16 protein-coding genes and 3 tRNA genes are annotated in these 19,716 nt (G+C 41.4%); 9 read left to right on the plus strand and 10 right to left on the minus strand.

Translation table 11 applies throughout. From position 1 onward, the window contains the following. Positions 1-8: 8 nt before the first annotated feature. The 3 genes from AN213_RS11100 to AN213_RS11110 all read right to left on the minus strand — a co-directional run bounded on the left by AN213_RS11100 (position 9) and on the right by AN213_RS11110 (position 3,527). Positions 9-1,235, minus strand: a complete 1,227-nt coding sequence (locus tag AN213_RS11100; protein ID WP_054561391.1) for an amidohydrolase family protein — start codon at positions 1,233-1,235, stop codon at positions 9-11. A gap of 11 nt (positions 1,236-1,246) precedes the next feature. Then, complete coding sequence (locus AN213_RS11105) at positions 1,247-2,629, minus strand: amidohydrolase (protein ID WP_055198646.1); 1,383 nt, start codon at positions 2,627-2,629, stop codon at positions 1,247-1,249. 112 nt (positions 2,630-2,741) lie between these two features. Then, on the minus strand, positions 2,742-3,527 hold the full coding sequence (locus tag AN213_RS11110; RefSeq protein ID WP_055198647.1) for a hypothetical protein: 786 nt from the start codon (positions 3,525-3,527) through the stop codon (positions 2,742-2,744). Between the two features lie 357 nt (positions 3,528-3,884). Here AN213_RS11110 and AN213_RS11115 point away from each other — a divergent pair, with 357 nt between their 5' ends. Further along, entirely contained in the window at positions 3,885-4,247 is a 363-nt protein-coding gene (locus AN213_RS11115) for a DUF3718 domain-containing protein (protein ID WP_054561388.1), read from the plus strand. 53 nt (positions 4,248-4,300) lie between these two features. On the opposite strand, the gene AN213_RS11120 is transcribed toward AN213_RS11115, so the two are convergent. Next, positions 4,301-4,996, minus strand: coding sequence for a hypothetical protein (locus tag AN213_RS11120; protein ID WP_054561387.1), 696 nt, complete (start codon positions 4,994-4,996; stop codon positions 4,301-4,303). Positions 4,997-5,108: 112 nt separating this feature from the next. On the opposite strand from AN213_RS11120, the gene AN213_RS11125 reads away from it, so the two are divergent. Continuing rightward, positions 5,109-5,969, plus strand: coding sequence for a fructosamine kinase family protein (locus AN213_RS11125; RefSeq protein WP_055198648.1), 861 nt, complete (start codon positions 5,109-5,111; stop codon positions 5,967-5,969). A 228-nt stretch (positions 5,970-6,197) separates the two neighbouring features. Next, on the plus strand, positions 6,198-6,401 hold the full coding sequence (locus AN213_RS11130) for a CPXCG motif-containing cysteine-rich protein (protein ID WP_054561385.1): 204 nt from the start codon (positions 6,198-6,200) through the stop codon (positions 6,399-6,401). Between the two features lie 40 nt (positions 6,402-6,441). Here the strand turns inward: AN213_RS11130 and AN213_RS11135 are convergent, their stop codons facing one another. Then, positions 6,442-7,068, minus strand: a complete 627-nt coding sequence (locus tag AN213_RS11135) for a riboflavin synthase (RefSeq protein WP_055198649.1) — start codon at positions 7,066-7,068, stop codon at positions 6,442-6,444. Between the two features lie 94 nt (positions 7,069-7,162). Here AN213_RS11135 and AN213_RS11140 point away from each other — a divergent pair, with 94 nt between their 5' ends. From AN213_RS11140 to AN213_RS20165, 5 genes are all read left to right on the plus strand, one after another. Then, positions 7,163-8,521, plus strand: a complete 1,359-nt coding sequence (locus AN213_RS11140; protein ID WP_054561383.1) for an MATE family efflux transporter — start codon at positions 7,163-7,165, stop codon at positions 8,519-8,521. Continuing rightward, entirely contained in the window at positions 8,496-9,515 is a 1,020-nt protein-coding gene (locus tag AN213_RS11145; RefSeq protein WP_055198650.1) for a DUF3080 family protein, read from the plus strand. The genes AN213_RS11140 and AN213_RS11145 overlap by 26 nt, the downstream gene beginning before the upstream one ends. Positions 9,516-9,629: 114 nt before the next feature. Continuing rightward, positions 9,630-9,706, plus strand: a tRNA-Val gene (locus AN213_RS11150). A 110-nt stretch (positions 9,707-9,816) separates the two neighbouring features. Next, positions 9,817-9,895 (plus strand) — tRNA-Val (locus AN213_RS11155). Positions 9,896-10,298: 403 nt separating this feature from the next. Continuing rightward, positions 10,299-10,369: transfer RNA gene (locus tag AN213_RS20165), tRNA-OTHER, on the plus strand. Positions 10,370-10,651: 282 nt separating this feature from the next. Here the strand turns inward: AN213_RS20165 and AN213_RS11160 are convergent. Beyond that, complete coding sequence (locus AN213_RS11160) at positions 10,652-12,598, minus strand: glycoside hydrolase family 97 protein (RefSeq protein ID WP_055198651.1); 1,947 nt, start codon at positions 12,596-12,598, stop codon at positions 10,652-10,654. A gap of 194 nt (positions 12,599-12,792) precedes the next feature. Here AN213_RS11160 and AN213_RS11165 point away from each other — a divergent pair, with 194 nt between their 5' ends. Next, positions 12,793-13,686 carry an ABC transporter substrate-binding protein gene (locus AN213_RS11165; protein ID WP_055198652.1) on the plus strand — a complete coding sequence of 298 codons (894 nt, stop codon included), beginning with the start codon at positions 12,793-12,795 and terminating at the stop codon, positions 13,684-13,686. 55 nt (positions 13,687-13,741) lie between these two features. On the opposite strand, the gene prpF is transcribed toward AN213_RS11165, so the two are convergent. From prpF to prpB, 4 genes are all read right to left on the minus strand, one after another. Next, entirely contained in the window at positions 13,742-14,911 is a 1,170-nt protein-coding gene (gene prpF / locus AN213_RS11170; RefSeq protein WP_055198653.1) for a 2-methylaconitate cis-trans isomerase PrpF, read from the minus strand. A 3-nt stretch (positions 14,912-14,914) separates the two neighbouring features. Further along, positions 14,915-17,506 carry a Fe/S-dependent 2-methylisocitrate dehydratase AcnD gene (gene acnD / locus AN213_RS11175; RefSeq protein ID WP_055198654.1) on the minus strand — a complete coding sequence of 864 codons (2,592 nt, stop codon included), beginning with the start codon at positions 17,504-17,506 and terminating at the stop codon, positions 14,915-14,917. 116 nt (positions 17,507-17,622) lie between these two features. Then, complete coding sequence (gene prpC / locus AN213_RS11180; RefSeq protein ID WP_054554725.1) at positions 17,623-18,747, minus strand: 2-methylcitrate synthase; 1,125 nt, start codon at positions 18,745-18,747, stop codon at positions 17,623-17,625. Between the two features lie 24 nt (positions 18,748-18,771). Further along, positions 18,772-19,647 carry a methylisocitrate lyase gene (gene prpB / locus AN213_RS11185; RefSeq protein ID WP_054561375.1) on the minus strand — a complete coding sequence of 292 codons (876 nt, stop codon included), beginning with the start codon at positions 19,645-19,647 and terminating at the stop codon, positions 18,772-18,774. Positions 19,648-19,716 lie beyond the last annotated feature (69 nt).

Raw genomic sequence — 19,716 nt, forward strand, 5'->3', positions numbered from 1 at the left:
ATTAACGCTTATTTTGTATAAGCGCGTGGCATCGCTGAATCAGTTGTATAACGATCGCGTAGTTTATCTTGACGCGCTTCGGTTGAAACCTCTTCACCGTTGATCCACATTTTGCTTACGTGTGAGTTAAGCTCAAATGGATCTGCAGACCACATAACTAGGTTTGCACGTTTACCTTTGGCAATTGCGCCTGAGTTTAAACCAAAAACATCAGCAATATTGCTGGTTACTGCGCTAAGTGCACCTTGTTGGCTCATACCGTATGACACAGCATTACCTGCATCAAAACGTAATTGGTATACATTGTGGCTTGAGTCACCAGCAACACCAATAATGACTTTTACACCAGCTTTTTCAAGCTTACCTGCGTTAGCAAGGTTTGCATGTAATGAGTCAAAGCTACCCGGTAAGTTAGCCATAGAGCTAATGATCACAGGAACATCCGCTTTAGCTAGAGCATCCGCAACCACAACAGCATCATCACCGCCATGAATCACTAAATTGATGCCATAGGTTTCTTTTAACTTAACAAGCTCATAGATGTCTGATGCGCGTTGAACACTCGCAATCAGTGGCATATCACCCGCAAGCACAGCTGCTAGCACTTTTTGCTCTGTTGATGGCTCTTTTTTGTCATCTTTTTTAGCTGACTTTTCGCCTTCAAGCTTGTCGATAAGTGTTTTCATCGACATAGCACGTGAGCCTTTACTCTTTTCACCTAAATGAACAACAAGTGCAACTTGCTTTTTATTTACGCTTTCAAAGCTACCTGATAGATCAACTACAGATGCAAGACCCGCAAAGATACTGTCACCGCCGTTTGGTACAATTACGTCTTGTGTAATGCCGCCTTTGCGTGCATAAGGAATTAAGCTACTGCGTGGGTTGAATGCAAGGCTTGGATCAAAATCAATCCCCGCTTTGTCGTCACCACCATCGCGCGACCCTGCAACAGCACCCACTTCGACTAAGCCTAATTGGTTCATAGTGCCAATAAAGCCAGCAGTCACGATTTGGCCTTTTGCATCAATGGTTGTATCCGCGTTGATAGATGCTGGGTTAATAGCAACAATTTTGCCATCTTCAATAACAATGCTTGCGCCTTCAAGTACGCCTTGCTCTGTTGAAGTGTGTAGTGTTGCATTTACAATCGCTACCGATGCAGCACTTGCTGTCGCAGAAAATAAGCCAGCAGCAACAAGTGACAGCTTTAATGATTTAGTTAATTTTGTCATCAATGTTACTCCTATTTTTGACCTAGCATGAAATCACTTTGTGCTTGGTATTTATCATCGTTACGATCATAAACTTTGGCACCATCGATAAATACTTGTTCAGCTTTCGCATAAACACTGAATGGGTTTTGGTTCCAAATAACCACATCAGCTTGCTTACCTGCTTCAAGTGAACCTGTTTTATCATCAATACCTAGCGATTTAGCCGCGTTTGAAGTGATCCACTTGATTGCGTGTTGCTCAGAGATGTCATAGCCCACATCATTCGCGCGATACATAACTTTACCGGCTTCTTGGTTTAAGCGTTGGATAGTTGTATCTGAATCAGAGTGAACAACGGCACATGAATTTTTAACAGCATCTACAATTGCTACGTTCTCTTGAACCATGTCGTAGGCTTCCATTTTAAAGCCCCACCAATCTGGCCAAAGTGCCGCACAGTTACCGTTCTCAGCAAGTAAATCAGCAATTTTGTATGCTTCAACACCGTGATGGAAAGTACCTGAGTGATAGCCGAACTCTTTACCAAGGTCGATCATCATGGCCATTTCTTCTGCTTTATAACAGTGGTTATGGATTAAAATGTCACCTTCTAACACACCAGCTAGTGTATCTAGCTTAATGTCGCGATGAGGTACTGCAGGGTTTTTACCCGCGGCATAATCACTTTCGTATTTATCCCACTCGCGTTTGTACTCAGTCGCTTCAATCCACGCTGTGCGATAGCCCGCCATGTTACCCATACGCGTTGATGGTAAAACACCTTTACGGCCATAAACACGTTTAGGGTTTTCACCACATGCCATTTTTAAACCATACGGTGCTTCAGGAAATTTCATACCCTGCATCGTGTGCGAAGGAATGTTTTTAAGTGTTACACCGCGGCCACCAATTAAGTTTGCTGAACCTGGTAGAATTTGTAATGACGTAATACCGCCTTCACGAGCACGGTTAAAGCCAGGATCTTGTGGCCATACTGAATGCTCAACCCATACTTCTGCAGTCACAGGGCTGGTCATTTCATTACCATCTTGGTGAGATGCCACTGATGGAGTTGGGTATGCACCTAAATGTGAATGGACGTCAATAATACCCGGTGTTACCCATTTACCTTCTGCATCAATTGTTTTATCAGCTTGTACAGAAAGGTCTTTACCTACTTGTTGTACTTTGCCATCAACAAAGAATACATCTGCGTCATCTAAACGCTCACCAGTGCCGGTTAAAACAGTGGCATTAGTGATTAACGTACTTTGTGATGCAAGTGGCTGATAAGTGCTTGGGTATGGTTTTTTGTTAATCGAGACTTTTGGATCTTGTGGGCCATTGTCTTGGCATCCCGCTAACGCGACACCAAGCGCCATAACCAACAAGGATGGTGCAAATTTTTGCATTCTTACGTTCCTCTTTTTTATTATTTAATTACTTTAACTAATTGTTAATTCTAATGCGAGTAAACGAGGCCAGTCACCAATATTCAAGACGAACAACCAGCCTCACAGAGCACTATTTCTTTATGTAGTTGTTATATAGCTGCTCTAACGCACCTTCGGTCGTTAAGCTCGGATCTTTGTTGATAAAATGTTTCACAGTGCGAGTTACAAAGTCTGAGTTTTGCTTATGCTGCTTGGCAAAACTTTTAATCAGTGAATCAGCATCGTTAGCTGCGGTTACTTTTTCGTGTCGATGGCGGTATTGACTCAATGCACGGTTAAAATCGCCATTATAATCTTCCACCACCAGCTTATAGAATTCTGTTCTGTCGACTTGTAAATCATTAATGCAATAATTAAGCGCGTCTTTAAAGTCATAAAAAACTTTGCCTTGCACATCAAATTCGGCACGCTTCTCACGAATAGTGACACTGGCATCTTCAGTTGCATAGCTATAACCTTGAAATGCTACTCGCTCTGCTGCCTCTGCACCTAACTTCATGCCTGCTTTAATACTGTGCACAAACTCATCACTCATATCGTGGAGTTCACTCTCATGCCACATGTGATAAATTCTCAGCGCTTTTGCATACTTTGTTGAAAGTTTCTTTTTAAGCTTTGTAACTCGCCCATCAATAGTCAGCTCTCGTTCGTTATGCAGTAATGCAAAGCACTCATAACATGCTGGAATTGATATAAATTCAGCCTCTTCGCCTAAATCTATAATGCTTTGTAGCATATGCAGTGGCGGACAAAAATCTCGCTCAGTTGCTTCACAACCACAATAAAAACATTGATTAAAGTGTTTTGATTCAGATGCATAGGCTTGTTGATAATAGCCTGCTAATTTTGTGGTCACTCATGCTCCTTATACTCTGAATAGCCTTTTTAAGAAAAGCTAGAGTTAATACTTAAATGTAACAGCTACGTAAAAATTAAGCCTTTAATACGAGCCAAAACATGTTTTAAAAAATAAATGAAAAAAATTTCAGCCTATTTGTGTCAAAATTCACACTTTAAAATAGCACTTATCAAGCGGTTAGTTTTACTTGTTCACATCTACATACTTACTTACATCTTGTCGATATTCATTAACAGCAATTGTTCTTGTTTAGCGTAATACTTTAAATGTGCCCAGCAAACAGGAAGTGTGAAGTATCCATAAAAGCGAGGTCGCACATACTAAACGTAATACGGACAACAACTGGAGAGAAAGATGAATACGTTAACTACAGCACTAGGTACAGCATTAATTTTAGGTTCTTCATTAGCAGCAACTGATGCAAGTGCAGCACAATTTGTCGCAGCAGATAACTCTGTTGGCACGCAAGCTTGCATGGCCATTGCTTCTAACAAACCATTAAACGTATCAAGCACAATGCGCGATCTACGCTTAAGCAAACGAGTAATGACAGAAAAACTACTTTGCAATGATATGACGACTGATAAGTTTGCAAGCACTTATGGTTTTCATAACTCTGCGAAATACTTAAATTTTGAAACAGCAACAAAAACAAGTATTCAAGATATTGCTAAAGTATCTGATGACACAGTGATTGTTATTGCTGGTTCTAAATAATGATGAATTCACTGTAGCAGGTCTTTAAAGGCCTGCTACAAATTCCTTCTTCGTTAAACTAGCGCAGCGATCAGGCCAAATAGGCCGCCAAATACTCCGCCCCAAATCACTAACCAACCTAAATGTTCTTTGATCATGGTTTGAATAATATCTTTTACCATGGTTGGCGTAAGCTCATTCAAACGCTCATCAACTAAACGCTCAACAGTACTGTGCAATGAGCCACCAAGATGAGAGTTGGCAAATAGCTTTTCATCTAGAATGGTTTTAAATTCGTCGCTCTTTGAAATATCAATCACCGCTGCTTTCATTTTTTCAATGAAAGGTTCACGCATCGGCTCAAGCGCATCACGGCCACCAAACATTGATAGCATGCCACCAAATTGTGAGTTTTCGATAACCTCAATTAATGAGTCATAAGCCGGACTTAAATTAACTTCACTGATCACTGGCTCTAAATCAATATTTGGCTTAGCTAACGCCATTACCTGATCGATTTTCTCTTCGGCGAAGAACTCGGTCATTACCAAGTTACGAATAGCCACCTTAAAAGAGGCAAACTTTAAAGTGATAACCCCAGAGCCGTATAAAAATGGTACTTTTTCGAATAGCATGTGAATAGCAAGCCAGTTAGTTACTGCGCCCGATAACGCAAATAAACCAACAGAAAGCACAATTGCTTGTTCAAATAAAAATCCGACTAATACTAAGGCAAGCGCCACTAAATTAGTAATGAGACTTTTATTCATCTGACCCCTCATAAGTACTTCGATAAACTTTAACAATATTAACGCTATGGGTTTGTTAATTCATCGTCTTTTTGCCATAGTTTAATTATATGGTTAAAAGGTGAACAAAATTATGTGGAATTCGGTGAATGAACAGATTAGCCAAGCGATGCACTTTGATTTTAAGCATACCTTTAAGCGCCAATTACAATCACCCAATAACGACAAATACTTTCAAATTGGTGATGATCTACACCACTTCTTTGTGAAAGTTGCTCACTTGAGTGATCTAGAGCGCCTAGAGTGCGAAGCCTTTAATCTTGAGCTATTAACCCAAGAAAGCCTATTTATGATCCCAGACTGCATCACCACAGGTTGCAATATTGAGTTTTCATTTATCGTGCTTGAATGGTTAGAGCTTGATAAACAGCCCCATACCAATTGGCATGAAATGGGGGAACACCTTGCCCATTTACACCAAAAGCATACCCAAGCCATGTTCGGCTTAGATAACGATAATTTTCTTGGCCCTACTCTACAACCAAATCGTTGGCACAAAAAATGGGATGTATTTTTTGCTGAAGAACGCATTGGTTGGCAATTGCAGTTATTACAAGAAAAAGGCATTGAACTTGTCAACCAAGACACCTTCATCGCTTTTGTTAAAGACGCACTGCATAGCCATGTTGTAGAGCCATCGTTATTGCATGGTGATTTTTGGCGTCGAAATATGGGCTTTTATAATAATGTACCCAGTGTATTTGACCCTGCTTGTTATTATGGTGATCGGGAATGCGATATTGCCATGAGTGAGCTTTATGCGCCATTGCCTAATAGCTTTTATGATGCCTATAACGATATCTACCCATTGCAGGTAGGTTACGAGCAACGTAGAGCCATCTATCAACTATACCCTATGCTCAATAATGCCAATATATTTGCTGGGCACTATCTTACTGAAGCAAAACAACAAATTGATCAGCTACTGAAATAAGCACGAAATCACTGTAAAAGGAATGACACAAACCGCTAAACACAGCTATATTTATCTTATAAAGCGTATTAATAAAGATGCTAACCGAATTGGTAGCACTACGCTTACATCTATTCGGTTAGAGAGTTATATCAATCTAATTAAATCTAGATTCATTTTTGATGAGTTAGGGTTTAATAAAGATTGCAATTTAACGAACTCAGGCATGCCTGATTAAGGTAAAAGCTGATGAAAGACCAATACACACAACGGATTTCATGCCCTCACTGTGGCCACCATATTCATGTTGCACTTGATGCAAGCGACGGTGACCAAGATTACTATGAAGATTGCGCAGCATGTTGCAATCCCATTCATTTAAATATGCATATAGATTACGCACACAACAAACTCGAATTACATGTCGATAGTGACGACGAGCAAATTTTTTAATTTGCTCGTTTGCTATATTTATTAAGCTCGTTTGATGTATTTATTTTGCTTGTTGCGAGAGATAATTTTCGACCGTGTTGATAATGGTATAAGTTTGCTGATCGACTTCGATATTTAACTTATCACCCTCGCGGTAGTTATCGAGATTGGTAATAGAGAGTGTTTCTGGGATCAAGTGTAGCCAAAAGCCCTGCTCATCAACTTCACCTACAGTGAGGCTTGCCCCGTTAACGCTCACAAATCCCTTATAAAGCACGTATTTTTGCCACTCTTTTGTTAATGCTAATTGCATTTTACAGTTATCTTGATGGTGGTTAATTGAAAGTATCTCGGCCATACAATGAATGTGACCCGACACGATATGCCCGCCCAGTTCAGTACCAAAAGTCACTGAACGCTCAAAATTCACCGTGTCATTGACAACAAGCATACCTAGGTTGGTTAACTTTAATGTTTCATCAATCACATCAAAATTTATAACACAGCAACCTTTCGTGTCTGATGCAAACTTCACCACGGTTAAACAACAACCATTAATAGCTATGCTTGCGCCGATATTCAGGTTTTCAGCATATTGCTGCTCTACTTTTAAAGCTAGCCTTAGTACACCGCCTTGGTTAGTAGCATCAACCACAACGGCTTGCGTTTGCACAATTCCAGTGAACATCGCTTTCTCTTTTCTTCATTAAATAGATAACTGCGATTTTTATTGATCTATGAATAGATTACAATGGCTGTCTGTTTATTTAGTCGTGTAATTTATGTCTTTTTGTAGTTGGGAAGCCAAAAGGTTAATTTCGTTAGCCATTCCTGTTTTTTTGGCACAGGTAACCCTTATTTTAATGACGGTTGTAGATACCGTGATGGCAGGCCAAGTCAGTGCAACAGATTTGGCGGCACTTTCTATTGCAACGGGTATTTGGAATCCGTTGATGCTTGCACTGCAAGGCATATTATTGGCGTTAACCGGGATCATAGCGCAGTTTGCTGGTTCAAACGATAAACAAGGTATTAGTCATTATTTTCAACAGGGCCTGTATCTGGCGTTAGTACTTGCCATAATCGGTTTAGGACTGGCAAGCCTTGCTGATACTGTGCTTAGTCAATTAGATACTTCACAGTCTATTACCCACTTAGCTGAGCAATACATTCATTTTGTTAAATGGGGTATTTTTGGTTTTTTACTTTTCAGTGTGTACCGAAATATCACTGAAGGTATGGGAATGACCAAACCTGCTTTTTACATTAGTTTAATTGGCTTAGCAGTTAATATTCCGGCCAACTACGTATTTATACACGGTAAATTAGGTTTTCAAGCGTACGGTGGCGCGGGCTGTGGTATTGCCACGGCGCTGGTATTTACAGCAATGGCGTTAACTCAGGTTATTTATTGTCACTTTAACAAAAAGATTGATGCCAAAGCATTGCTAGCCAATTTCGAAGCGCCAAAGCCCGCTACTTTGTGGACTATCACCAAAGTGGGTATTCCAATTTCATTAGCTACTTTTTTTGAAGTAACGCTATTTGCTTGTATTCCTTTGTTTATAGCACACTTAGGTGCAGTTGCTGTTGCCGGTCACCAAATTGCAGCCAGTGTGACGACATTACTGTTTATGATGCCGTTGAGCCTCTCAATTGCCATTAGCATTCGAATAGGCAATTTGTTTGGCCAACAACATTATCAGCAGTTAAAAAATGCCGTTAAAACGAGTTATATTCTCGCGGCAATTATTGCTTTTTTACTGGCAAGTGTGACCTTTTTTGCTCGAGATATTATAAGCCAATTGTATTCTGACAACCCTGAAGTATTAGCTCTTGCTTCTTCAATCATGGTACTTGCTTGTATCTACCAGTTACCAGATGCCCTGCAAGTTTCTGCCAATGGTATTTTACGTGGATTGAAATACACGGCACCGATTGGTTATATCACCTTTGTATCCTATTGGTTGATCGGCTTTGCGCTTGGCTTCGTACTTGCTCGTACAGATTTAATTGTTCCAGCACTGGGCCCTCATGGCTTTTGGATAGGTATTATTGTGGGGTTAAGTGCCGCAGCAATTATGTTGATGTTCACTGTTCATAGGCGATTTAAACATGCACCTTTTTTGCAAAACCAATAGCCTTTTAAACTCTATCATCGCAACAGCGTGCCTGGCACTTATTGCCTGCACGCCCTCTTCCGGTGATGTAAATCACACCTACGCGCAAAGATTAGAAAACGTACTTAAAACTGAAAGTTTTAAACTCTCTAAACCAAGTACACTAGCTGTTAACCACTTCACTGAAAATACTGAAGATAAAGCAACCATTGGCATGCTTGAACTTGCCCAGTTACGTCAATGTAAACTTGCAACCCTTATTGCTGAGCACAATAACCAGCTTGGCAAAACAGCGACGCCTGCTAACATTCTTAGTTATCAAATTAAGTTTATTCAAAGCGCAAATGAGTGCTTAGAAAGCTTTGAAGATCAGGATGATCTGTTTGAAAAAATAAAACTCACCGCAGTACAAAAGCAAGCAAACCTTCCTAACTACTTTAAAGCTATGCTGCTCAACGAAAGCGAGTTTAAGCAAAGCTGGCAGCTAAGTTCGACTCAGATTGATGAAAACACCGCAGGTTTTAGCGAAACCGTGAGCGCGATGGAGCAAATTGCTAAATTAAACAACCATATTAATAACGGCAAAATAAACGCTGTAGACCCTGAGCAAATCATCAACCAACTCGAAGTATTAAACCGTTTTAAATACAACAAGCTTCTTATTTCGGCGGCAAGGGTGCAAACACATTACAATCAACAAATAACAGCGCTGCTCAAGCAGTACTCAAAAGATGAGCTCTGCCCTGCGAACAAGAATAAACAAAAGGCGCAAACGCTAAGTAATGTGTTTAAAAAGTTTTATTTAGAGCAATTACAGCCCTATCAATCATTCTTAGTGGGTCGATTAGAAACCCTACAACCTCTTTACCAGCAAATATGGCGTGACACAGAAATGGGCAAATTTGTAGAGAGCGATAGCAATGATGCAATTTTACAAAATCTAAAGCGCTCAGCTAAAAGCCATGTCACTTGGTGGCAAGGTTTTTATAGAAGGTGCGAAATTAGTCCGTTATGAATAAAAAACCAGCACTTAGCATAAAAATAGCTAAAGCTGCTTGATTCACACAACCAGTCGCTATATATTAGCCTCCGTTGTTTAGCCACGCTAACAACCATTTAAAATCAAAATACAACCGTAGCTCAGTTGGTTAGAGCACTACCTTGACATGGTAGGGGTCGGTGGTTCGAATCCACTCGGTTGTACCATGATTTAGTTATAACCAAAGGAAAGAGCACTACCACTCTTAACGGCCCGCTCCAAAGGTCGGTGGTTCGAATCCACTCGGTTGTACCAATCTTGATTTTAACATCTCAGTACGACCGTAGCTCAGTTGGTTAGAGCACTACCTTGACATGGTAGGGGTCGGNGTGGTTCGAATCCACTCGGTCGTACCAATTTATTCAAACTCCTCAGAATTTTATTATCCTAAAATCAACATTATACAGTTCTATTTCAGTTGGTTAGAACACTACCGCTCTCTATGACCCGGCCCAAAAGTCGGTGGTTCGAATCCACTCGGTCGTACCAACTTATTCAATTCTTTATAATTTTTCTATCATAAAACCAAAATCATACAGTTGTAGCTCAGTTGATTAGCGCACTACCGCTATCTATGACCCACGCCAAAATCGGTGGTTCGAATCCACTCGGTCGTACCAATTCTTAATGTTCCAAATTTAAAACATCTGTAGCTCAGTTGGTTAGAGCACTACCGCTCTCTATGACCCGGCCCAAAAGTCAGTGGTTCGAATCCACTCGGTCGTACCAATTCTAAATTTCCCGAATTATAAATTTAAAAGCTCAGTTGGTTAGAGCATTACCGCTCTCTATGACCCACGCCAAAATCGGTGGTTCGAATCCACTCGGTCGTACAAATTCTTAATTTTTCCTAATTTAAAATATTGTGTAGCTCAGTTGTTTAGAACACTACCGCTCTCTATGACCCACACCAAAAGTTGGTGGTTCGAATCCACTCTGTGTACTAATTCTAAATTTCTCTAATTTAAAAAAATAAAAAGCTAAGTTTATTAGCGCATCCCTCCTCTCTGTGACCCACGTCTAATTTAACAAGGCAAATATAGCTATAAAAAAAGCGAGCAACCTGCTCGCTTTTCTCTACTTGGTTTTGTTTATCGCCTATTAACTCACATTTAGCGACCAATTATCAGTGCGCCACCTTGAGCTAATAAGTTTAAGGTTAATTTACCACTGTTACTTACTGTGACTTGCTTAGTACCTGCAATGCCATTTTTTTTATCAAACAACAGGGTGATTTTTTTACCTGCTAACATAGGTAAATCAATATCTAATGTTTTAGATTTATTTTCACCATTCACGGCTGCTACCCACCATGTTTGTTGATGACGCCTCGCAATCGTTGCATCTTGACCCGGCTGACCTGCAATATAGCGTGTTTCATCCCATACCGTTGGCATCGCCTTTAAAGTATCAATAACAAATTGAGGTTGTTCTTCAAGGTTATTTGGCGTCAGACCAAAATGTTGCACTGGTGATTGATAAAGCACACCTGTTGCCAGTTCAAATGTATCTGTGGTTTTACGAATATTGCCGACTGTTTGATCTTGAGATAAGCGTTTGTTTAAAAACACTGGGGCAAAGTCCATAGCGCCAATAGCATTACGAGTGAACGGTAAAATAGTCGCGTTATAGGCATGTAAATCTAACGAATTTTGATGAAAAACAAGGTTCTCCGATGCCAGTACTGCTTCAGATGTGACGAAGTTAGGATACATTCTTTCCCAGCCACGCGGGATGGTGCTGCCATGAAAGGTGATCACTAAACCATACTGATTTGCATCTGTAAGAATATCTTCATAGAGTTTAATGGTCTCTTGTTTGTCACCACCAAAAAAATCTACTTTAAGCCCTTTAACACCAATGCTTTGCAACCACGCCATTTCATTTCGACGTGCTGGTGCACTGTTCATTCTATTTTGTGGGGTTTGAGGTGCGTCATTCCACCAGCCATTTGAGTTGTACCATAAAATAACATCAACGCCCTTTCCATTGGCGTACTTAACCAATTCAGCCATTCTCTCGCGGCCAATGTTTTTATCCCACCAATTGTCGATTAATACATATTCAAAGTTTAATGACGCAGCTAAATCGATAAATTTGATTTGATCATCGTAGTTGATACTTGGGTCTTGCCAAACAATCCAGCTCCATGTTGAACGACCCATTTTATATTCTTGGCTTGCTTGATAAAGGGGTTTAACCAAATCAAACGCCACGGTTGATTCAACAATTGGCTTTAAACTTGCTCCTAACGTGATGGTGCGCCAAGGTGTGGTTGCAGGCATTGCCATAGCCGCATAAGTTGCACCAATGCCATTGTTTTCTCCAGCCTGAGGAAATGAAATACGATAAACACCGTCTTTCGTGCCTTCGCTTAATTTTGAGCCAACATAATGGCTATCAACACCGGTTTCAGAAATTAATAACCAGCCTTTATCGCTATTTTTAAATAATGCAGGAAATGTATAGCCCACGCCATTCGCTGACGGTGTTCCAAGGGCTGCGTTGAAGGTGTAAGGCTCTTCGTAACTTGGTTTTGTTTGCATCCAGCCCGTTTCAGGTAAGGCTTGTGGGCTTATAAACGTGGTTGCATTATCTGGTAGGTTAAAAGCACTGTATTCAGCTAACACCTTAATACGGGTATCAGTTTCAGCTCCCGATATCTGATAACGAAATGCAACATCGCTATCAGACACGTTAAACTCGACTCCTAGTACTTTGCCCTCTTGGTTTTCAAATTGCGCTTTTAAGGTATTCGCCGTGTAGTTTACTTCACTCACCTTTGCATTATGCAGCTTATATCTTTCATTGACTGAAGCTGTTGTATGGCTTTTATATTTTAGGCTTTGTGAAAAATCACCCAGGTTGGTATTTAAACCAAGCTGTGATTGCTGCAAAAACTCTTGGTTGCCATAATTTACGCTATAAACAAGCTGATTTTGTTGTTTTTCGAGTTTTACAGTTATTTGTCCATCTGGGCTTGTAACGCTAAGCGGTAATTGTGCGTGAGCAAGCATAGAGCTTGTGAGAAGTGATATATAGATACTTGGTTTTATCATTGTTGTTATCCTTAAGCTGCAAAAGCATTAAGTGGTATCATAATACAAATGTAAACTTTTTGTCACTCAAGTCTATTAATATAAGCTGTGATCGAAAAATGTACTCCATCCGTTAGATATTGTTACAGTTACTAGGTTGTATATTTACGGCAAAAGGCTAAGCTTTAGATAAATAACAAAAACTTAAACAATTTATGAAACTACTGACCGTATTTTTTTTATTCGCCTCATATCAAGCTCTTGCGGGCCTTACGCCTGTTAGCTTTGAAAAAAATGGCGAAATCATCACTGAAGAAGCGGTGCGTTTCAACGGCGGATATGGGTATAACTTAGATGCCAAACATGTATTAAAGCTCGTTACTTTAGATTGGCCTCCTTATATAGACGAAAACTTATGCAACAAAGGCTGGCTCTATCAATTTACTGTAAGCTCCTTACTTGAAAAAGGTTATGGCGTGCATATTGGTTTTTATCCTTGGGCACGTGCCGTAAGAGAGGCTGAATTAGGTCGCGCTGATATTCTCTTTCCTGAATATTTCATTGAAGATGATGTTATTTCAGATAACTTCCTTGATAAAACCCGCAACGATTTACTCGCTTTAAGCCATGCCATTCCAGGTGGGGATCTTTCTTTCGTGGCGTTAAAGGGAACTCAAATTCCATTTAATGGGGATTTAAACTCTGTAAAAGACTTGCCTATTGGTGTAGTTCGCTCATATAAAAACACCAAAGAACTCGATGCCATGATTGATAATAAAGAAATCGATATAATCGTCGCTAATAATGAGTACCAACTAATTCATCTCTTACTTAGTAACCGCGTAAGCCTGATTGTGGCAGATCTTGAAGTGTTAAAAGCAAGCGTTTACAAGTCTGAATTATCAATTAGCGGCAAACGACAAATACTAGAATCACTGGTCGCATTAGAGCCTAAGCTTGAATACAAACCGCTATATTTTTCTGTCAGCAAATCAACGCCACACTGGCAAAAAGTTTTAGAAGACTTAAATGATGAAATAGAACTCATGCAACAGAGCGGCAAGTTTGATGAGTTTATTGAAGGCATGAAGCAACAATGCTACGGATAAGACAAAGCGGCGTAACCGCCGCTTTATTTAAATTATATCTGTGCACAGCTGTGTACTATTGAGGAACTCGAACCCAGCCTTCCATTAATACACGTGCACTTCGGCTCATACTTGCTTTTGTGACTTGCCAATTACCATCAACAAGTGTTGCAGCAGCGCCCACTTTTAAAGTGCCAGAAGGATGACCAAAGTTTACCTCCTGTCGCTCACCACCACCTGCAGCAAGGTTTACCAAGGTACCAGGAATAGCAGCTGCAGTACCTATTGCAACCGCAGCCGTGCCCATCATGGCATGGTGCAACTTACCCATCGACATAGCACGTACTACTAAATCAATATCAGCTTCGTTTACAACTTTACCGCTTGATGCATGATAAGTTTTAGCTGGTGCAACCCAAGCTACTTTTGGCGTATGTTGACGTGCCTTTGCTTCATCAATATGAGAAATTAGCCCCATTTTCAACGCCCCATAGGCACGAATCGTTTCTAACTTTTCAAGTGCCGATGCATCACCGTTAATGGCTTCTTGTAGCTCTGTGCCATCATAGCCAACTTCACTGGCGTTAATGAAAACTGTAGGAATACCCGCATTGATCATCGTTGCAGACAACATACCAACACCCGGCACTTCTAATTCATCGACTAAGTTACCTGTTGGGAACAAAGCCCCTTCGCCATCAGCAGGGTCCATAAATTCAAGTTTTACTTCAGCGGCTGGAAAGGTCACGCCATCAAGCTCAAAATCACCAGTTTCTTGCACTTCACCGTTAGTAATTGGCACGTGCACTATGATGGTTTTACTAATATTGACTTGCCATACTTTAACTTCAACAACGCCGTTCTCTGGAATTTTGCTGGCATCAACAAGACCATTTGACACAGCAAAGGCCCCGACTGCTGAAGTTAAATTACCGCAGTTACCACTCCAATCTACAAACGCTTTATCGATAGCAACTTGACCAAACAGATAATCGACATCGTGATCAGCTTTAGTACTTTTCGATAATATCACCGTCTTACTGGTGCTTGAGGTTGCACCGCCCATACCATCAGTTTGTTTTTGGTAAGGATCGGGGCTGCCAATCACACGTAATAACAGGTTGTCGCGCGCCTCACCTGCCACTTGAGCAGGCTCGGGTAAATCAGTCAAGTTAAAGAACACCCCTTTACTGGTGCCGCCACGCATATAGGTCGCTGGCACCTTAATTTGTGGTTTAAATACCATTGCTTAGTGCTCCTCAGATTCTAAAAAATCTTGCGCGAAACGTTGCAGTACACCACCCGCTGAATAAATTGACACTTCTTCAGCTGTATCTAAACGGCACGTCATTGGTACTTCAACGATTTCACCATTGGCACGGGTAATCACTAGTGTCAGTGTTGCGCCTGGTGTTGGCTCACCTTTAACACTGAAACTCTCACTACCATCAATACCTAGCGTAGTTCGCGTGGTACCTGCTTTAAATTCTAGTGGTAATACACCCATACCAATTAAGTTGGTACGGTGAATACGCTCAAAGCCTTCGGCTGCAATCACTTGAACACCAGCTAGGCGTACACCTTTTGCAGCCCAGTCACGTGATGACCCTTGACCATAATCGGCACCAGCCACAATGATAAGCGGTTGTTTGCGCTGCATGTAGGTTTCGATAGCTTCCCACATACGCGTCACTTTGCCTTCTGGTTCAATGCGAGCATATGAACCTTGCTTCACTTCACCATTTTCTTTAACCATTTCATTCAATAACTTAGGGTTAGCGAATGTAGCACGCTGTGCTGTTAAATGGTCACCTCGGTGAGTAGCATACGAGTTAAAATCTTCTTCCGGCAGACCCATTTTAGCCAGGTATTCACCAGCAGCACTTGACGCTAGAATCGCATTTGAAGGTGATAAATGGTCAGTAGTGATGTTGTCGCCCAACACAGCTAAGGCACGCATATCACTCAAAGAGCGTTCACCCGCTAATGCGCCTTCCCAATAAGGAGGACGGCGAATATAAGTACTTTGTGGACGCCATTGGTAAAGCGGATCGTTGTCTTCGCCATAATCTACACTTAAATCAAACATTGGCTCGTAAACCTTTTTGAACTGCTCAGGTTTAACACTTTGTTTAATCACTGCATCAATTTCTTCGTCTGATGGCCATAAATCCATAAGGCGAATTTCGTTGCCTTGTTGATCATGCCCTAATACATCTTTTTCGATATCAAAACGAATAGTACCGGCAATAGCATAAGCAACAACCAGTGGTGGTGAAGCTAAGAATGCTTGTTTAGCATAAGGGTGAATACGACCATCGAAGTTACGGTTACCCGAAAGTACAGCCGTTGCGTATAGGTCACGGTCAATCACTTCTTGCTGAATTTTTGGATCAAGCGCACCACTCATGCCGTTACAGGTTGTACACGCGAAGGCAACAATACCAAAGCCAAGTTGTTCAAGCTCAGGTAATAAATTGGCTTCTTCTAAGTAAGACTTAACCGCTTTAGAACCCGGTGCCAGTGATGTTTTAACCCATGGCTTACGAGTTAACCCTTTAGCGTTGGCATTACGCGCAAGTAAACCTGCAGCAATAACGTTGCGTGGGTTACTGGTATTAGTACAACTTGTGATTGCAGCAATGATACAGGCGCCATCTGGCATTAAGCCTTCTTCATTCTCAACAACGCCAGTGATACCTGCTTTATCAAGTTCGCTTGTTGCAACACGGCGATGTGGATTTGAAGGGCCCGCAATATTGCGACCAACTGAAGACAGATCAAAAGTTAACACACGCTCATACTCGACCGTTTTAAGGCTATCACTCCAAAGGCCAGTCTCTTTTGCGTAAGTTTCAACTAGTTTAACTTGCTCTTCTTCACGGCCTGTTAAACGTAGGTAATCAAGTGTGTTGTCATCGATGTAGAACATCGCAGCTGTTGCGCCAAACTCTGGCGTCATATTAGAGATAGTTGCTCTATCACCTAGGGTAAGTGCATCGGCACCTTCACCATAAAATTCAAGGTAGGTCGACACAACTCTTTCATTACGTAAAAATTCGGTGATCGCTAATACGATATCGGTTGCAGTAATACCCGGTTGTGGCTTGCCTTTTAGTTCAACACCTACAATATCAGGTAAACGCATGTAAGATGCACGGCCAAGCATCACGCTTTCAGCTTCAAGGCCACCGACACCGACAGCAATTACACCTAACGCATCAACCATAGGTGTGTGGCTATCTGTACCAACTAATGTATCTGGGAATGCCACGCCATCACGTTTTTGGATCACAGGTGACATTTTCTCTAAATTAATCTGATGCATAATGCCGTTACCCGGCGGGATCACATCTATATTTTTAAATGCTGTTTTTGTCCAATTGATAAAGTGGAAACGGTCATCGTTACGACGATCTTCAATAGCACGGTTTTTTTCAAATGCGTCAGGTTCAAAACCTGCGTGTTCAACGGCTAATGAGTGGTCAACAATTAACTGTGTAGGTACCACAGGGTTTACTTTTGCAGGATCGCCGCCTTTTGCAGCTATGGCATCACGCAAGCCTGCTAAATCAACTAACGCTGTTTGACCTAAGATATCGTGACACACAACACGCGCAGGAAACCATGGAAAATCTAAATCACGCTTGCGGTCAATTAACTGCGACAGTGCATCATTTAGCATTTCAGGTTCACAGCGACGAACTAAGTTTTCGGCAAGTACTCGCGATGTGTAAGGAAGTGTGGCATAGCTGCCTGGTTTAATTGCATCAACAGCAGCGCGAGTATCAAAGTAATCGACTCCGGTGCCTGCTAATGGTTTTCTAAAATTTGTATTCATGATGATTCTACTTGTACTTGGTGACGGTGAACAAAGGTGGGCTGATTGTTTTTGTATTTATTTCGCCCCTTCATAAAGGGGCAGCCAAGCTACCCCTATCACTGATTTAATTACGATTAACGCTCAGAAATTGGCGTATAGCTACGCGCTTCTGGGCCCGTATAATCTGCACTTGGGCGAATAATACGGTTATTAGCACGTTGCTCTTTCACGTGCGCTGTCCAACCTGTTACACGGCTCATCACGAAAATTGGCGTGAATAACTTAGTTGGGATCCCCATGAAGTGATACGCAGATGCATGGAAGAAATCAGCATTACAGAATAATTTCTTTTCACGCCACATAACTTCTTCACAGCGAACAGACACAGGATATAGAACATCATCACCCACTTCTGCTGCCAGTTTTTCTGACCACTTTTTGATGATCACGTTGCGTGGATCTGATTCACGGTAAATGGCATGACCAAAGCCCATGATCTTGTCTTTACGCTCAAGCATACCCATCAGTGCATCTTCAGCTTGGTCTGCACTTGTGAAGCCTTCAATCATATCCATAGCCGCTTCGTTCGCACCACCATGTAATGGACCACGTAAACTACCAATAGCACCCGTTACACAAGAGTGAATATCAGACAATGTTGATGCACACACACGCGCAGTGAATGTTGATGCATTAAACTCATGCTCTGCATAAAGAATTAAAGACACATTCATTACTTGCTCGAACAGTGCTGATGGTGCTTCGTCATGTAATAAACGTAAGAAGTGTGCACCTACCGAATCATCATCTGTTTCAGTTTCAATACGAACGCCGTCATGGCTAAAACGATACCAGTAACAAATAATGCTTGGGAATACGGCAACTAGGCGATCAATCGCATCATTCGCTTGCGAGAAATCTTGCTCCATTTCTAGGTTACCTAGCATAGAACAACCCGTACGCATTACATCCATTGGGTGCGCGTCTTTAGGAATGTTCTCAAGCACTGTTTTAAGTGCATCTGGTAAACCACGTAGTGATTTTAGCTTTGCTTTATATTCAGTCAGCTCAGACTCTGTTGGTAATTCACCGCGCGACAGTAAAAAAGACACTTCTTCAAACTGCGCTTTATCTGCTAATTCACTAATATCATAACCACAATAAGTTAAACCTGAGCCTGACTTACCTACTGTACACAGTGCTGTTTCACCTGCTACTTGACCACGTAAACCTGCGCCGCCTAATGCTTTATCTACCATGAGTGTTCTCCTTATATGTTGTCGTTATGATTTTTTAGCTGAGAAAAGGTTATCGAGTGTGTTTTCATATGAGTGATAATCTAAAAACTCATATAATTCCGCACGTGTTTGCATATTGTCTACTTGGCTTTGTTGCGAGCCTTCGCTAAGAATAGACGAATACACATTAAGTGCGGCTTTGTTCATGGCTCTAAATGCACTAAGTGGATAAAGTACAATTTCAACACCCACTTCGCTCAATTGCTCTTTTGTATAAAGTGGCGTTTGACCAAATTCAGTGATATTTGCAAGAATCGGCACATTTAACGCTTTAGCAAACGCTTGGTAATCTGCTAAATCATGTACCGCTTCTGCGAAGATGGCGTCTGCACCTGCTTCAACACACGCTGCTGCGCGGTCAATCGCGGCATTTAAGCCTTCTTTTTGAAATGCATCAGTACGCGCCATAATATAAAAATCACTGTCTGTCTTGGCATCAACCGCAGCTTTAATACGGTCAACCATTTCATCTTTAGACACGATCTCTTTATTAGGACGGTGACCACAACGTTTTTGTGCTACTTGGTCTTCAATATGAAAGCCAGCTGCGCCTGCTTTGGTCATTTCTTTAACGGTACGAGCAATATTAAATGCACCGCCCCACCCTGTGTCAGCATCAACAAGAAGCGGTAAGTCGGTAGCGCTGGTGATTCGACGAATATCTTCAAGTACGTTATCAAGGCTAGTCATACCTAAATCTGGCATGCCGTATGATGCGTTAGCAACACCCGCACCTGAGAGGTAAAGTGCTTGGTGACCTGTTTTTTCTGCCATCATTGCGCAGTACGCGTTGACGGTGCCAACCACTTGCAATGGCTTGTTGTTGGCGATTGCCTGTTTGAATTTCAATCCTGCTGACATTGGATAACTCCTATCTTTGAACGGTTTTAGCTCTTTGGCTAACTCTATTTTTTAAATCTAAATTGTGAC

It is taken from the genome of Pseudoalteromonas sp. P1-8 (assembly GCF_001399985.1).
GTDB lineage: Bacteria > Pseudomonadota > Gammaproteobacteria > Enterobacterales > Alteromonadaceae > Pseudoalteromonas.

Coding starts and splice junctions, on each gene's coding strand:
- prpC (WP_054554725.1), bottom strand. CDS start 18,747: ATGGTAGATAAAGCATTAGGCGGCGCAGGTTTACGTGGTCAAGTAGCA.
- AN213_RS11135 (WP_055198649.1), bottom strand. CDS start 7,068: ATGTTCACTGGAATTGTGCAAACGCAAGCCGTTGTGGTTGATGCTACT.
- AN213_RS11120 (WP_054561387.1), bottom strand. CDS start 4,996: ATGAATAAAAGTCTCATTACTAATTTAGTGGCGCTTGCCTTAGTATTA.
- AN213_RS11115 (WP_054561388.1), top strand. CDS start 3,885: ATGAATACGTTAACTACAGCACTAGGTACAGCATTAATTTTAGGTTCT.
- AN213_RS11130 (WP_054561385.1), top strand. CDS start 6,198: ATGAAAGACCAATACACACAACGGATTTCATGCCCTCACTGTGGCCAC.
- prpB (WP_054561375.1), bottom strand. CDS start 19,647: ATGTCAGCAGGATTGAAATTCAAACAGGCAATCGCCAACAACAAGCCA.
- AN213_RS11100 (WP_054561391.1), bottom strand. CDS start 1,235: ATGACAAAATTAACTAAATCATTAAAGCTGTCACTTGTTGCTGCTGGC.
- AN213_RS11165 (WP_055198652.1), top strand. CDS start 12,793: ATGAAACTACTGACCGTATTTTTTTTATTCGCCTCATATCAAGCTCTT.
- AN213_RS11160 (WP_055198651.1), bottom strand. CDS start 12,598: ATGATAAAACCAAGTATCTATATATCACTTCTCACAAGCTCTATGCTT.
- acnD (WP_055198654.1), bottom strand. CDS start 17,506: ATGAATACAAATTTTAGAAAACCATTAGCAGGCACCGGAGTCGATTAC.
- AN213_RS11105 (WP_055198646.1), bottom strand. CDS start 2,629: ATGCAAAAATTTGCACCATCCTTGTTGGTTATGGCGCTTGGTGTCGCG.
- AN213_RS11140 (WP_054561383.1), top strand. CDS start 7,163: ATGTCTTTTTGTAGTTGGGAAGCCAAAAGGTTAATTTCGTTAGCCATT.
- AN213_RS11145 (WP_055198650.1), top strand. CDS start 8,496: ATGCACCTTTTTTGCAAAACCAATAGCCTTTTAAACTCTATCATCGCA.
- AN213_RS11125 (WP_055198648.1), top strand. CDS start 5,109: ATGTGGAATTCGGTGAATGAACAGATTAGCCAAGCGATGCACTTTGAT.
- prpF (WP_055198653.1), bottom strand. CDS start 14,911: ATGGTATTTAAACCACAAATTAAGGTGCCAGCGACCTATATGCGTGGC.